General features: G+C 35.1%; 16 protein-coding genes. 15 read left to right on the top strand and 1 reads right to left on the bottom strand.

Translation table 11 applies throughout. The annotated features are described in order from the left end of the window. The 4 genes from NEH75_RS09730 to NEH75_RS09745 form a co-directional block, all read left to right on the top strand. Nucleotides 1-516: GNAT family N-acetyltransferase (locus NEH75_RS09730; RefSeq protein ID WP_262948831.1), on the top strand; the 516-nt coding region annotated here is incomplete at its 5' end. Nucleotides 517-704: 188 nt separating this feature from the next. After that, nucleotides 705-2,201, top strand: a complete 1,497-nt coding sequence (locus tag NEH75_RS09735) for a glycoside hydrolase family 32 protein (protein ID WP_068759625.1) — start codon at nucleotides 705-707, stop codon at nucleotides 2,199-2,201. Between the two features lie 267 nt (nucleotides 2,202-2,468). Further along, nucleotides 2,469-2,879: a methylglyoxal synthase gene (locus NEH75_RS09740; protein WP_411039961.1), complete on the top strand. Its 411-nt coding sequence runs from the start codon at nucleotides 2,469-2,471 to the stop codon at nucleotides 2,877-2,879. Between the two features lie 26 nt (nucleotides 2,880-2,905). Further along, entirely contained in the window at nucleotides 2,906-3,367 is a 462-nt protein-coding gene (locus NEH75_RS09745; RefSeq protein WP_262948834.1) for a GNAT family N-acetyltransferase, read from the top strand. A gap of 102 nt (nucleotides 3,368-3,469) precedes the next feature. On the opposite strand, the gene NEH75_RS09750 is transcribed toward NEH75_RS09745, so the two are convergent. After that, entirely contained in the window at nucleotides 3,470-4,111 is a 642-nt protein-coding gene (locus tag NEH75_RS09750) for a phosphatase PAP2 family protein (RefSeq protein ID WP_068759626.1), read from the bottom strand. Between the two features lie 132 nt (nucleotides 4,112-4,243). Between NEH75_RS09750 and NEH75_RS09755 the strand changes: the two genes are divergently transcribed. The 11 genes from NEH75_RS09755 (at nucleotide 4,244) to NEH75_RS09805 (ending at nucleotide 14,583) form a co-directional block, all read left to right on the top strand. Further along, entirely contained in the window at nucleotides 4,244-4,900 is a 657-nt protein-coding gene (locus NEH75_RS09755; protein ID WP_055244505.1) for an FMN-dependent NADH-azoreductase, read from the top strand. Between the two features lie 13 nt (nucleotides 4,901-4,913). Further along, nucleotides 4,914-5,225, top strand: a complete 312-nt coding sequence (locus NEH75_RS09760) for a hypothetical protein (RefSeq protein ID WP_055305580.1) — start codon at nucleotides 4,914-4,916, stop codon at nucleotides 5,223-5,225. A gap of 136 nt (nucleotides 5,226-5,361) precedes the next feature. Beyond that, nucleotides 5,362-6,138: a glutamate racemase gene (gene murI / locus NEH75_RS09765; protein ID WP_212723682.1), complete on the top strand. Its 777-nt coding sequence runs from the start codon at nucleotides 5,362-5,364 to the stop codon at nucleotides 6,136-6,138. 95 nt (nucleotides 6,139-6,233) lie between these two features. Then, complete coding sequence (locus tag NEH75_RS09770) at nucleotides 6,234-6,701, top strand: hypothetical protein (RefSeq protein ID WP_055305578.1); 468 nt, start codon at nucleotides 6,234-6,236, stop codon at nucleotides 6,699-6,701. 73 nt (nucleotides 6,702-6,774) lie between these two features. Continuing rightward, entirely contained in the window at nucleotides 6,775-6,978 is a 204-nt protein-coding gene (locus NEH75_RS09775) for a hypothetical protein (RefSeq protein WP_055244513.1), read from the top strand. 351 nt (nucleotides 6,979-7,329) lie between these two features. Next, the gene (locus NEH75_RS09780; protein ID WP_262948837.1) at nucleotides 7,330-7,527 is read left to right on the top strand and encodes a hypothetical protein; all 198 of its coding nucleotides are present in this window, start codon (nucleotides 7,330-7,332) and stop codon (nucleotides 7,525-7,527) included. Between the two features lie 524 nt (nucleotides 7,528-8,051). After that, the gene (locus NEH75_RS09785; protein WP_262948839.1) at nucleotides 8,052-10,082 is read left to right on the top strand and encodes a peptide ABC transporter substrate-binding protein; all 2,031 of its coding nucleotides are present in this window, start codon (nucleotides 8,052-8,054) and stop codon (nucleotides 10,080-10,082) included. Nucleotides 10,083-10,159: 77 nt separating this feature from the next. After that, entirely contained in the window at nucleotides 10,160-11,653 is a 1,494-nt protein-coding gene (locus tag NEH75_RS09790) for an ABC transporter permease (RefSeq protein ID WP_055244517.1), read from the top strand. Further along, nucleotides 11,653-12,570 (top strand): ABC transporter permease, encoded by a 918-nt coding sequence (locus NEH75_RS09795; protein WP_055244520.1) that lies wholly within the window; start codon nucleotides 11,653-11,655, stop codon nucleotides 12,568-12,570. Before NEH75_RS09790 ends, NEH75_RS09795 begins: the two co-directional genes overlap by 1 nt. A gap of 16 nt (nucleotides 12,571-12,586) precedes the next feature. Continuing rightward, complete coding sequence (locus NEH75_RS09800) at nucleotides 12,587-13,654, top strand: ABC transporter ATP-binding protein (protein ID WP_055244522.1); 1,068 nt, start codon at nucleotides 12,587-12,589, stop codon at nucleotides 13,652-13,654. Next, nucleotides 13,654-14,583, top strand: a complete 930-nt coding sequence (locus tag NEH75_RS09805; RefSeq protein WP_055244523.1) for an ATP-binding cassette domain-containing protein — start codon at nucleotides 13,654-13,656, stop codon at nucleotides 14,581-14,583. Before NEH75_RS09800 ends, NEH75_RS09805 begins: the two co-directional genes overlap by 1 nt. The last annotated feature ends 52 nt before the right edge of the window (nucleotides 14,584-14,635 follow it).

Consider the following 14,635-nt stretch of genomic DNA (forward strand, 5'->3'; position numbering starts at 1 on the left):
TATTATAGAACCGTTTTTTTGATGGATTGGAGTGAGGATATGAAGTTAAAAATTAGAAAGATGAGTGAATTAGATGCCTTTAAAATATTATTTTGGCAGTATTCTCCCCCGTATGATTGGTATAATCTTGAAGGTTGTGAAGAATGTTTAGAAGAGTTATTATATGATGAGTATTATTCAGTACTTAATCAGAAAGAACAGCTGATTGGCTTTTTCTGTTTTGGCCAATCGGCTCAAGTGTCAGCTGGAAAGATGGAAGGTTTTTATCGTGATCATGAGTATTTAGATATAGGGCTTGGTATGAATCCTTTATTATGTGGAAAGGGACATGGGGCAAGTTTTGTTCAAGTAGGAATGGCTTACGCTAAAAATCATTTTAAGGCTAAAAAGTTGAGGTTAACTGTGGCCGATTTTAATCAACGTGCCCTCAAGACTTATCAAAAGGTAGGGTTTAAAGAAATTGGGGAGTTTAATAGTCAAAATATTAAATTTAAAGTGATGAGTTATGAGGATTGAGTCGTCCAATAGACGACTTTTTTTTGGTAATTAAATAGTAAAAAATTAACTAAAATTTTAATAAAAAAGTTGATAAAATATTAAAAATCTTATAAGATAAAAGGGTACCTAAAACGCTTTTATTAAAAGAAGGACTTTTCGGAGGAAGTGGACGTTTTTGGGGAGTAAGAAAAAGGAGTGTGGATAAAATGTTCATTGAAAAGGAACAGTTATTACAGGGAACAAGTGAAAAGTTACAGCAAGCTCGTGACTATGTAGAATCTAAAAAAGATGAGATTTTATCATTAAAGGAGCGCAATCAGTTTCATCATATGCCCGAAGTAGGATGGATGAATGATCCAAATGGTTTCTCGGTGTATCAAGGCGAGTATCATTTGTTTTATCAATACTTCCCATATGATGTCAAATGGGGACCGATGCATTGGGGCCATGTAAAAAGTCGTGATTTCATTAAGTGGGAGTACTTACCAGTTGCGATGGCGCCTGATCAAGAGTATGAAACAGGTGGATGCTTCTCTGGAAGTGCCTTAGAAGTGGATGGAAAACACGTTTTAATGTATACAGGACATACTAATCCAAATCCTGAGGATGAATCTTGGGTCCGTCAAGTTCAGTGCTTAGCTGTTGGGGATGGGGTTAATTATCATAAGTATGTGAATAATCCAGTCATTAAGACCGAAGAAATGCCGGAGCATTCAAGTTTAACTGACTTCCGTGATCCAAAATTATGGGTTAAAGATGGAGTCTACTATTGTGTTTTAGGAAGTAAGAGTGATGAGAACAGTGCACGTGTGTTACTTTATAAATCAGTAGATTTAGTCCATTGGACATATGTTGGAATAGTAGGGGAAAGTAATCATGAATTTGGCTATATGTGGGAATGTCCAGATTTATTCCACTTAGATGGACAAGATGTGTTAATCATGTCACCACAAGGGGTTCCTGTTGAAGAATTTCGCCATAAAAATACGAATACAACGGTTTACTGTTTAGGAGAGTTAAACTATGAAACGGCTCATTTTGAGCGTCGTGTGATGGAAGAAATCGATTATGGATTAGACTTTTATGCTCCACAAACAACAGAGAGCTTAGATGGGCGTCGGATTATGATTGCTTGGATGCAATCATGGCATCAAAATATGCCAACCGATAAATACGGATGGGTGACGTCAATGACGATTCCCCGTGAATTAAGCATTAAAGGCGATGTCATGTATCAATGGCCAGTTCGTGAAATTGAGAAATATCGTAGTGGTCATATTGGTCATGAGTCAGTCATATTTGAAGGAAGTAAAACATTAGCAGGAGTAAAGGGACGTCATTTAGATCTGGAAATGGTCATTGACTTCAAAGAGGCAAAATATTTTGAAATTAAAGTCATGAAAGGTGAAGATCAAGAAACAAATATCGTGTATGACGTGGATCGTCATGTCTTAAGTTTTGATCGTCGTCAAAGTAGAAGTGGTATTGATGGATTAAACTATCGTGAAATGCCAGTTCCATTAGTAGACGGTAAGTTATCACTTCGTTTATTAATAGATACGTATTCAGTTGAGTTATTTGCTCAAGAAGGTGCACATACGATGACTTCAACGGTTTATTCGGACTTATGTGCAGAAGGAATTGAATTTATTGCAGATCGAACAGTAGAAATGACGGTTCATAAGTGGGAATTAAACGTGTAAAGAATCTATTTTATTAACTTAGTAAAATCGACTAAAGTACTTCCCCCTTAGCTTTAGTCGAAGTGCTAGGTTCGGAGATAGAGAGATGAAGATTTATCATGAAAAAATCAGATTTTGATAACTAAACTTTAACGTTAGTTGTCATGTCTTTTTTTAGTCTGTCAAAAAACGTAGAAATGTTTAGTTTGAAAAAGTTGGAATTACAAAATCAAAAATGGTAATATAGGTGTACGCCTAAGGAAACCATGTGAAATGAGGGTGAAGAACTTGGAACTAAATGTCGCATTAATCGCACACGATAAAATGAAAGATCAAATGGTGAATTTTTGTTATGCATATCAACATATCTTAAGAAACTATGGGTTGTATACAACAGGAACAACTGGAAAACGAATTGAAGAAGGGACAGCTTTAAGTGTCCATAAATTAGCATCTGGACCATTAGGTGGAGATCAACAAATCGGAGCGATGATTGTTACAGAAGATATTGATCTTGTCATTTTCTTACGTGATCCATTAACACCACAACCGCATGAGACGGATATTCAAGCTTTAATTCGTTTATGTGATGTTCATTATGTACCGATTGCAACAAATTTAGCATCAGCAGAAATTTTTGTAAGAGCACTCGATAATGGCGATTTAGATTGGCGAAAATTAAGAAAAAAACATTCGTAACAAATGTGTTTGATAGGGGGGAAAACATGTTACAGGTCGTAAATATTAAACAAAGTCCTATCGGGACAGAGAAAGCTATTCAATATATTCAAAATGTTTGGAATCATCAAAATCAAGTGTCCCAGTTTTATGATGAAATCTGCCATTTATCACTAGCAGGTGACTCTTTAAATGATTTTTATGTGCTAGTCAATGATGAAAAAATTATTGGATGCTGCGGATTAATTAAAAATGATGTCTTAAAAAAGGCTGATCGATATCCTTGGATTACATCATTATATATCGATGAAGTTTATCGAGGGCGTAATTATGGGCAGTTATTAATGAATCATGTCATTCATCGTGCCAAATTACTAGGGTATCCTAAAGTTTATCTTACAACAGGGAAAACCGATTATTATCGCCGTCATGGATGGCGAGAATTAGAGAGCGACTTAAATGAAAAAACAAATAAGATTTATTACAAAAAATTAACTGAACAACGTTAATTATTTTTTTGAAGTTAACGGTAACCGGTTACTTTAGGTAAAGATCTTATGTTCAAAAATAAAAAGAAACTATGATTTAAATAGTTTCTTTTTTCATGTTCATCATAATGGTCTTTTTGTACGAGAAAATAGATTAAATAAACAAAGGAGAATAGAAAAAACTACTATAGAGGCAAGCCAACCGCCTAATACATCTCCTACATAATGAACGTTAATGTAAACACGGCTAAATCCGATTAAAAAGGTATAAGCTAACAAGAAGGCACTCAATAAGTAAGCAATGAGCTTACGAGATAAAAAATGAAAAGAGAGATAGCTAAGTAACAGAGCTAGTGCTAAACTAATCATTGAATGACCACTTGGAAAACTGAAACCTGTTTCATGAATTAATGAACCAACGATTGGGCGCTGACGAAGATACAGGTGTTTTAAAAGGGTATTTGTTCCTGCGGTTAAAAGGATGAGTAAGAAGCTAAATAGAGCTTCTTTTTTTTGATGTTTGAAGACGAGAATAAACGTCAATATTAAGGTTAATACACTAATGGGAAATGGATTAGCGGTCTTTGTTAGTATGATCATGAGGGTATTTAAATGTGGGTTACGAAGACGGCTAATAAAGTTAAAGACAGACTGCTGGAAGTTTGTTAAATCTGATGTGAAAATATAGTCTGCCAGGATAAAAAAGCAGCCGCTTGAAATAACGGCGATTAGAAAAGGAATCATAGGATTCAATTGACGTTTCATAATGACGCTCCTTAGTTATGATATAGTTTTAGTATAACAAAAACTATCGAATTCACTCCAATGGATTTATTACATAATTGAATGCAGGATGTCTATACTAATATAGCAATTGATTAAAATCGAGGTGGCAACATGAAAAAGTTATTATATATCACAGTCAATTCCAAGCCAGAGACATTATCGGCAAGTCGAACTGTTGGACGTGCGTTAGTCAATGAGATTACCTCAACCTATCCTGAATTTGAAGTTGAGGAGTTAGATTTATATAAAGTCCATATTCCGAGACTTGAGTATCAATATTTTGCCTCACGTAATTGCATGGTTGAAAAAGAAGCTTTAGAGAAATTACCTCCAAAAGAGCAAGAAGAAGTTCATAAAATTGTAAAGCTATGTGATCAATTTAAAGAGGCTGATGTCGTTGTTATTGCCACTCCAATGTGGAGCTTGTCTTTTCCCGCTCCTTTAAAAGAATATATGGATTGTATTATTCAAGTGGGTAAAACAATCTCTTTTGAGGGAATGATGCCAAAGGGATTACTCGATGATAAACCAAGAACAGTTGTTTATGTTCAATCCTCAGGTGCTAATATCATGTGGATGATGAATCCATTATTTAATAAAGGCCTACATTACATTGAAGATATGATGAAATTCATGGGAATTAAGAAATTTGAAGAATTATTAGTTGATGGAACAGGTGAGACACCGGAAGAAAAAGAAAAAGCAATTGAAAAAGCGAAAAAGAAAATTAAGGCAGTTGTGAAACATCTAGAATTCGAAAAAGAATAAAGGAGGTATTTGAATGCAATTTTGTGTAAGAGATGAAGTTGAACATTTTGAAGAGAGTTTCCACCCTTATTATGATGCTATAAAAATTGATGAGGAGTACTTTGAAGATCGTGAAGGTCACGAGCGTGCAGCTATCACACTCGTTAAACAGTTACAAGAAAGAGTACACTTATATGGGATTATTACGTTTCCAGACGGTGGCGGTTATGATGTAGATTTTGTTTATGAAAATGATAATGCGGTTCCTGGAATCACAAAAAATCACTTTGGTAGCCGTGAAGAACTCTTAGAGGGCTGGAAAAACTTTTTAAGGTTATATAAATAAACGAAGAGGCTATCTCATGGAGGTAGCCTCTTTATCTAGGGAAGGTAGTCAAAAATAGAACTTTCATGATATAATGCTCATACGTATGAAATTTTTATATAGAAATTTTTAAAATATAAAAGTTTTGGAGGTTAACATGAAAATAGGATTTTTTGATTCAGGAATTGGGGGACTAACGGTTTTAAGCGAGGCTTTAAAACGACTTCCAAATCATGAATACTTATATTATGCAGATACAGATCATGCCCCTTATGGACCAAAGCCAAAGGAAGAAGTTCGTGAGTATGTCTTCAAGGCCATTGAGTTTTTAGTAAATGAGGGAGCCCAAATCATTGTGATTGCTTGTAATACGGCAACAAGTATTGCTGTATCCGAGCTACGCCAAAAATATTCTATTCCGATTATTGGAATGGAACCTGCTGTAAAACCGGCAATTGAATCTGTAGAAAACAGTACAAAGCGTGTCTTAGTCACTGCAACACCACTCACATTAAAAGAAGAAAAGTTAAAACAGTTAATTCAGCGTCTAGATAAACACCATCAAACAGATTTATTGCCATTACCCGATCTTGTTCGTTTTGCAGAGTCGTATGAATTTTCGGATGAAGCGATTCTTCCTTATTTGAAACAATGTTTACAATCCTTTGATATTAGTGAATATGGAGCAGTTGTTCTAGGATGTACACACTTTCCATTATTTGCTCATCATTTTGAAAAAATCTTCTCTAGTGAAGTTCGATTAATTGACGGAAGTAGCGGGACGGTTTCTCACTTAGAAAAATTAATCTTAGCACAAAAGGTAGAGCCTTGTTTCAATGCTTCACTGACCTTTTACCGCTCAAGTAAGAAACTTGAGTCAAGTCAAGAGATTGAACCTTTCACAAAAATCTTAAAACAATTAAAGGCAATTTAATTGTCAGAATTTTAATCAACAGTCATATGTCGTTAAACCCTATCATAAAATTGTCTTGAGTTGTCAGATTATTTTATAAAAAATGTGGTGATAACATGGACTTTCAAAACGTAAATCCTGAGTTATTTATCGTTGTTGGTGAATTACTTGGAAATGTCATTGCAAATGAATTACCGTTTAACGTACAGAATGCTGTTGGCAACTGGCTACAACTTGTTGGACAGGCAATTGAAACTTATAATGCACAACAACAATATTATCAACAAGGGCCGGGGCGTTATTTTACACCTGATAGTTTTAATGTGGATAATCCATTTTGTCAAAATAATGAACAAGGTTCACAAAGTGGATCAACTGTCAGTAGTTCAGGTCAAGCGCCAGAGCAAGAGGAGATTTTACCGAAATCATCACGTGGAGCCGATGATTCACACACCGACATGCGCTCAACAGACGATAAGTTACATATCATAAAGTTACAAGAAACCATTGAAAAGCTCATGATTAGAATGGAACAATTAGAAGAGGAAATAAAAAACTTAAAAGCAATGAATGATAGTGATTAACTCATGTTAAAATGAATTTTTAACATGAGTTTTTTTTCTTTGCACATACTAAGTATGTCGGAGGTGATTATGCATGAAACACTACAGTCATCAAGCTTCTCCTTATAAACATCAGCAACTAGATGTTGAGTTTGGTTCTGACTTTGCCCCATTAGACCATTATTTGGATCAAGAAGCCCAACGTGCCTTTTTATCAGCAAAAGCAGGAGGAATGATTACAAAACGCTTGGTTGAAGTCGGTGAAGAAATGTTAATGAATAACAAAGACAATAAATAAGCTTAAATAGAAAATCATAAAGAACGACTGTTTCTTTATGATTTTTTTATCTTGATAAAAGGAAGAATGATCAGATTTAAAAATGGCTTAAAATTATTAAGCTATTTTAGAGAAAGATCTGTTAACGTCAATTTAATGGTCTTTGAGTGAACAATCTTATCTATCTCTAAAACAGCTAATCAAATGAAACGTGATTGAGTGATGGATTCAAGTTGGCGATTGAAAAATATAGGTCGAGGGATTCGATGCAGAGAACGTAGGTATATTTCGATAGTGAGGGGTGAACTGGCATTGTTCTGAAGTGAGATGAGACAGTTGTCAAAGCGTCATCGGATGATATGATTCTGAATCATGAAAAGACGTTGGGTTGCAGTAGATAACGATGATAAATATTTCAAGTTATATGCAAAGAATAAGCCCTATCTAAACGATAAGGCGTTATTCATTCCGTATTCAACTTCAGTTAAACATTACACAGAATCAAAGGAATCCCTTATAGTGACTATATGGGTTGATGGATTATTAAGTTCAAAATTGAATACGTTCTGATGAGATGGTGGCATAAGCAGAACGAGAGGTAGTAAGAGTTGAATGATAAGTAATTTTAGCAAATAAAATTGGATCGTGATTAGTTTGTACTGAGAATGAAACTTAATTTAGACAGTGAGCAGCAATAACACTACTCAGTATGTTTTTCAGTTTTGGAATGAGATTTGAAAAAGGGGAATCTCCCTTATGTTGACAACTGACAATTGAATCATTTTTAACTGTTTCATAACAAAAGATTAAAAAATCAAATTTATTAGCGTGCGCTCCAAAATCAGAGAAAAATTGAGGTTATGTATAGTATAAAATAATAAAAAAGAAATAATTAATTTATAAGAAATAAGATGATTTAATAGAAAGGACATGAATTAGACACATTAAAAACATTAAATAGTCATTAAATAACCATATTTTTTACACTTGAAAGCGATTTTATCACTAAAGACTATTTACTTTTACAAATATTGGAAATATAATACACAATAACATCACAAAAAATAGTGATGAGATTGAAGGAGGGACCAGAAATGAATAAGAAACATTTATGGTTAGCTGGAGCATGTTTACTTGCTGTCGGGGGATGTAGTAATAACAGCTCGAATCCAGTTGACACACCAGAAAACAACGATACACCAAATGAAACACCAAAAGACACAGAAGTTTACAGAAATGATTATAACTATGTCTATAGTGAAGATCCAGATACGTTTGACTATGTATATTCATTCCAAGCTGCTGATAATGAGCACACAGCTAACTTTGTTGACGGACTTTTAGAACATGACCGTTATGGACAATTAGTTGGAGCCATTGCTGAAAGTTATGAAGTCAATGATGATGCAACTGTTTTTACTTTTAAGATTCGTGAAGGTGTAAAATGGGTGACAGATGAAGGCGAAGAATATGCTGATGTAACAGCACACGACTTTGTGACTGGATTACGTCACGCAACAGAATTCCAATCACAAACCATGTACTTAGTCCAATATGCAATTAAAAACTTAGATGCTTATGTGAATGGCGAAGTGGAATGGGAAGAAGTTGGAATTAAAGCGTTAGATGATTATACATTAGAGTATACACTTGAAGCCCCAACCCCATATTTCCATACCATTACAACTTATTCAGTTTTAATGCCAGTCAATCAAGAATTTTTAGAAAGTAAAGGTGAGGGATGTAAATTAGGTGCACCGGATCCAGGTAACTGTTCATTCGGAGAAGTTGCAGCGGACGGAATTCTTTATAACGGTGCTTATATCTTATCAAACTATGTATCTAAATCAGTGATTGAGTATACAGCTAATCCAGATTATTGGGATGCAGAACATGTTTATATTCCAAAAGTTAAGTTAGTTTATTATGATGGAAAAGATCCAGATAGCTTATTCACAGGATTTGATAATGGTGATTATTCAGCTGCTCCTGTTTATACAGATAATGCAGCGATTTATAAAACGGCTAAAGATAAATATGGAGATTCAATTTATGTTTCAGATTTAAGTTCATCATCATTCTGGATTTCATGGAACTTTGACCGTAATGCTTATTCATCAGTGGCAGATGAAACAGTCGATGCTTCACCACAAACTGATAAACAGCGTCAAGATACTACAGCAGCAAAATTAAATCGTGCCTTCCGTAAAGCGGTTATGTACGGATTAGATGTTTCTAATTTAACTGCGCAAGTCGTTGGAGATGATTTAAAACTTGGACGCTTACGTAATACATTAACTCAACCAGGATTCGTTTTAACAAGCGAAGGGGTACCATATGAAGAGTTAGTATCAGCAGCTTTAACAGAGATTAATCCAACAGAATATCCAGAAGGATTCGATTTATCAGATGGACAATTAGCTTATTATAACTTAGACTTAGCTAAACAATATGCGGATCAAGCAAAAGAAGAATTAAGTGCAGAAGGGGTCGAATTCCCAATTCAATTAGATATTTCAGTGGATGGGGCAAGTGAAAATGGGGTTCGTGTCGCACAAGCCTTTAAAAATACATTAGAAACAAATTTAACTGATTTTGTTGCAGTTAATATCATTGTTTCAGATACAGATACATTAAATGCAGCTAAACAAGCTGAACAAATGAACTGGGATATGTTGATTGGTCGTGGATGGGGTCCAGACTATGGGGATCCAAAAACTTACGTGGATGTCTTTGACCCAGATAGTGGAGACATGTTAGCTTATCAAGGATTAAACTGGACAGGCTCAGAAGTAGGTAACGATGCAGCAGCGAAAGAAGCCATTGGCTTATATGAATTCCAAGCGTTAAAAGATGCAGCAGATGCTGTGGTAGATGATAACGATAAACGCTTTGAATTATATGCCAAAGCAGAAGCATTCTTATTAGATAATGCCATCTTCATCCCATATTGTTCAAATGGTGGAGGATACAGTGTGTCAAAATTAGTTCCACGTAGTGGTTTATATGGGGCTTATGGTTTATCAGATGATAAATACAAATATAAACAAGTGGCCGATGAAGTTGTAACAAAAGCACAACGTGATGAAATCATTGCAGAGTGGCAAGAAGAGTTGAAAAAATAATACAAGTTTAAAAGTATACAAAAAGATTGGGGTGAAACCCTAATCTTTTTGTATATAAAAATAAGGGGGGACAGCCAATGAAGCGTTATATGTTTAAAAGATTTCTAAGATCGTTATTCTCAATTTTCATGGTTTTAACGATTGTTTTTACTTTAATTTACTCAGTTATCCCTCGTGATCGTGTGTTCTTTTCGGATACAAATATTGAAAAGATTCAAAAAAGACCAGACGATTATGCTAACTATAAATATGTTCAATGGGAAAAACTTGGGTACTTAAATTATGATACGATTCAAGATTACTGTAAACAATTATATGGATCAGCTAATGAACAATATTCAAACTGTATCTTACCTGAATCGTCTGAAACAGCAGATTATGTTGCGTTGAAAGAAAAAGAAGGTTGGGACGTTGACTTCTTTGAAGTCTCAAAACAAGCGTATGCAGTCGAAGAAGTTCCGATCTTAAGACGGGCATTAAATTGGTGGGCAAATTTAATTGAAATTGACTATCCAGGAAAGGTTCAAACAGAGAATACAGAATTAGAACGTAAAGTTTATGTTGGCCAAGACTTTAATGGGCGTCCTGCCTTAATGTGTACAGGATGTGAAAATAAATATCTCGTTTATTTTGATGGGAACTTTCCATTTATTCATCAAAACTGGATTAGTATTAACTTAGGGACTTCGTATCCAACCTATAGTGGACAAGGCGTATTGGAGGTTGTGACAAGTTCACAAGGAGAAAAAGTCAAAAAAGAGGTCATGATGCCAAATGGTCAGGTTAAAGAATCTTCAACAAATTTTTACACCTGTAAGTATAAGGAAACCTTAGATAATATGGATCAGAAAAACTTTACCGATCACTATGCAGATTGTGAAACCTTAAAAAGTGATCCATCTATGATGCAAATTTCATTTACGATGGGAATTATTTCATTACTTTTAACTTATGTCATCGGTTTACCACTTGGAATTCAAATGGCGAATCATAAAGGTAAATGGGTCGATAAGCTTGGTCAATGGTATATTGTATTCATGAATGCTATTCCAGGGCTTGCTTATATTGTCTTAGTTCGATTTATTGGAGGAAAATATTTTGGGTTACCATCAATGTTTCCTATGCTGGGAGCAAGTCATCCAAAATCGTATATTTTACCAATTATTTCATTAACGTTAGGGTCAGTAGCCGGTCGTATGATGTGGATGCGTCGCTATATGATTGATCAAAGTACGATGGATTATGTGAAATTTGCTCGTGCTAAAGGATTATCTGAAAATGAAATTTTCTATAAACATATCTTTAGAAATGCCATTGGTCCAATTGCTCATGGACTTCCAGCTGCGGTTATTTTGTGTATTTCAGGAGCGTTAATTACAGAAGGTGTCTACAGTATTCCGGGGATGGGGAAAATCTTACCTGATTCTATCTCGATTTATAATAACTCAATGGTCATTGGATTAACGTTTATCTTTACTTCATTAAGTATCTTATCAACTTTCCTAGGTGACTGGTTATTAACATTAGTTGATCCACGTATTAGTCTAGATGAAAAAGGAGGAAGCCGATAATGAGTGATTCAAGATTTGAATTTGTTACCCATGATGCGAGTGCATCTGAACATATTGCAGCGCCTTCATATTCTTATTGGCGCTCAGTTTCAAGGCAGTTTTTTGGAAAAAAATTAACTGTATTTTTATTAATTGTAATTGTTTTATTGAGTTTGATTGCTCTTATTCAACCAGCTTTATCGGGTTATGATCCAATGATTTCACCGAATATTAATAATCCCGAAATGCGATTTTTAGGAATATCATTCCAGTATCCTTATGGAACGGATGGGGTCGGAAGTTCAGTTTGGGACGTCGTTTGGGCTGGAACAAGAACATCTTTACTAGTTGGATTTATTGTCACAGGGGTGAATACCTTTATTGGTGTCTTAGTTGGAGCGATTTGGGGGTTCTCAAAAGCAATCGATAAAGTCATGCTTGAAATTTATAACATCATTTCCAGTGTGCCTTATATTTTAATTGTTACCGTATTACTTTATGCATTTGGACGTGGATTTTGGCAATTAGTTTTAGCGATGTGTTTAACGGGATGGCTGGGAACTGCCTATTTTATTCGAACACAAGTAATGATTATTCGCGATCGTGAATATAACTTAGCTTCAAAGTGCTTAGGAACACCAACGCTTCGCTTAGTCACTCGAAATATTTTACCTTATTTACTTTCAGTCGTGATGACCAGTGTTTCACTTGAAATTCCAGCTGCCATTTCAACAGAAGTGACTTTATCATTCTTAGGAATTGGGTTAAACGTTTCAATTCCATCACTAGGACGTATGATCAATCAATATTCAAATTATTTTAATGGATATCCTCATTTATTCTGGGCTCCAGTTTTAACATTAGCCGTTGTAACGGTTTCGTTATATGTGATTGGTCAAGCATTAGCAGATGCATCAGATCCAAGAACTCATATGTAGGAAAGGGAGTGATAGTATGAGTACAAAAGAAGCTGTCTTAACAGTCAGGGATTTAGAAATAAAATTTAGAGTACGTAATCATTATTTAAATGCGATTCGTCGAATTTCATTAGATTTATATCAAGGAGAAACGTTAGCGATTGTCGGTGAATCAGGATCAGGGAAATCAGTTCTCATTAAATCATTTACCGGAATGCTAGAGTCAAATGGAATCATCAGTGGAGGAGAAATCCTGTTTGAGGGTGAAGACTTAAGTAAAAAGACGAAAAATAAAGAATGGGAAGGGATTCGTGGAGCAAAGATTGCAACAGTTTTTCAAGATCCGATGACGTCATTAAACCCAGTTCGTACGATTGGATCACAAATTGCTGAGGTTATTATTAAGCATCAAAAAGTATCTAAAAAAGAAGCGAAAGCACAAGCCATTGATTTAATGAAACGTGTTGGAATAAACGATCCTGAGAAGCGTTTTGGAGATTATCCACATCAATATTCAGGAGGGATGCGCCAACGGATTGTCATCGCCATTGCTTTAGCTTGTCGTCCGAAAATTTTAATTTGTGATGAACCAACGACGGCGCTTGATGTCACGATTCAAGCACAAATTTTACAGTTAATTAAAGATTTACAAAAAGAGTATGGATTTACAACCATCTATATCACGCATGACTTAGGGGTGGTAGCAAATGTTGCCGATCGTGTCGTGGTGATGTATTCTGGGCAAATTATTGAGTATGGTGAAGTAGAAGAAATTTTCTATGAACCCGCTCACCCTTATACTTGGGCCCTTCTTTCATCACTTCCTCAGTTAGGGAAAAAAGGGAGTGAGTTATTTTCAATTGATGGAACACCGCCATCTTTATACAATGAGATTATCGGAGATGCCTTTGCCCCTCGTAATCAATATGCGATGCGCATTGATTTTGAAGAAGAACCCCCATTTTTTGAGATTTCACCGACTCATTTTGCAAAAACTTGGCTACGTGATCCGCGTGCTCCAAAAATAGAGATGCCAGAACCTCTTCAAAATTTACATGAAAAACTTGTTTCAATTTATGGGTCAGTACAAGGAGGTGCGAACTAATGGCACAAGAGCGTGAAGTGTTAGTCTCAGTTCGTGATCTTGAAATTAAATTTAAAGATTTCGTAGCTGTTTCAGATGTGAATTTTGATATTTATAAAGGAGAAACGTTTTCACTCGTCGGAGAATCAGGATCGGGAAAAACGACAATTGGACGTGCCATTATCCGTATTAATGAAACATCTAAAGGTGATATTTTATTTAAGGGTAAAAAAATTAATGGAAAAATTACACGCGATATGAATAAATATATCGTTAAAAATATCCAAATGGTTTTTCAAGATCCTGCTGCTTCATTAAATGAACGTGCAACGATTGATTATATCGTTTCTGAAGGATTAATTAATTTCAATTTATATAAAGATGAGGCAGATCGTAAACAAAAAGTGGTTAATGCCTTAACGTCAGTTGGATTATTACCAGAGCACGTCACACGTTATCCTCATGAATTTTCAGGTGGACAACGTCAACGAATTGGGATGGCCCGTGCCATGGTCATGGAGCCAGAATTTATCATTGCAGATGAGCCGATTTCGGCACTGGATGTTTCAATTCGTGCCCAAGTGTTAAACTTACTAAAAAAATTACAAGCTGAACGTGGGCTTACTTACCTATTCATTGCTCATGATTTATCAGTCGTTCGCTTTATTTCAGATCGTATTGCGGTTATTCATAAAGGACGTATTGTGGAATTAGCAGAGGCAGAGGAATTATTTTTAAATCCATTCCATCCATATACTAAATCTTTATTATCTGCTATTCCAATTCCGGATCCACGTCTTGAGAAAAATAAAAAATTGATTGTTTATACAGGTGAAGAACACGATTATAGTGTAGATAAACCAAAATGGACAGAAATTACAGCTGGTCACTTTGTTTGGGCAAATGAAGCTGAAGCAAAGGCGTACCGAAAAGCGGCTAAAGTTAAATAAATTCAAAAAAAACGACTCATTGAGTCGTTTTTTTGTCTTAAATAGATCATGC

Origin of the sequence: Turicibacter sp. T129, from assembly GCF_025594975.1 — a bacterium.
Classification (GTDB): Bacteria; Bacillota_I; Bacilli_A; order MOL361; family Turicibacteraceae; genus Turicibacter; species Turicibacter bilis.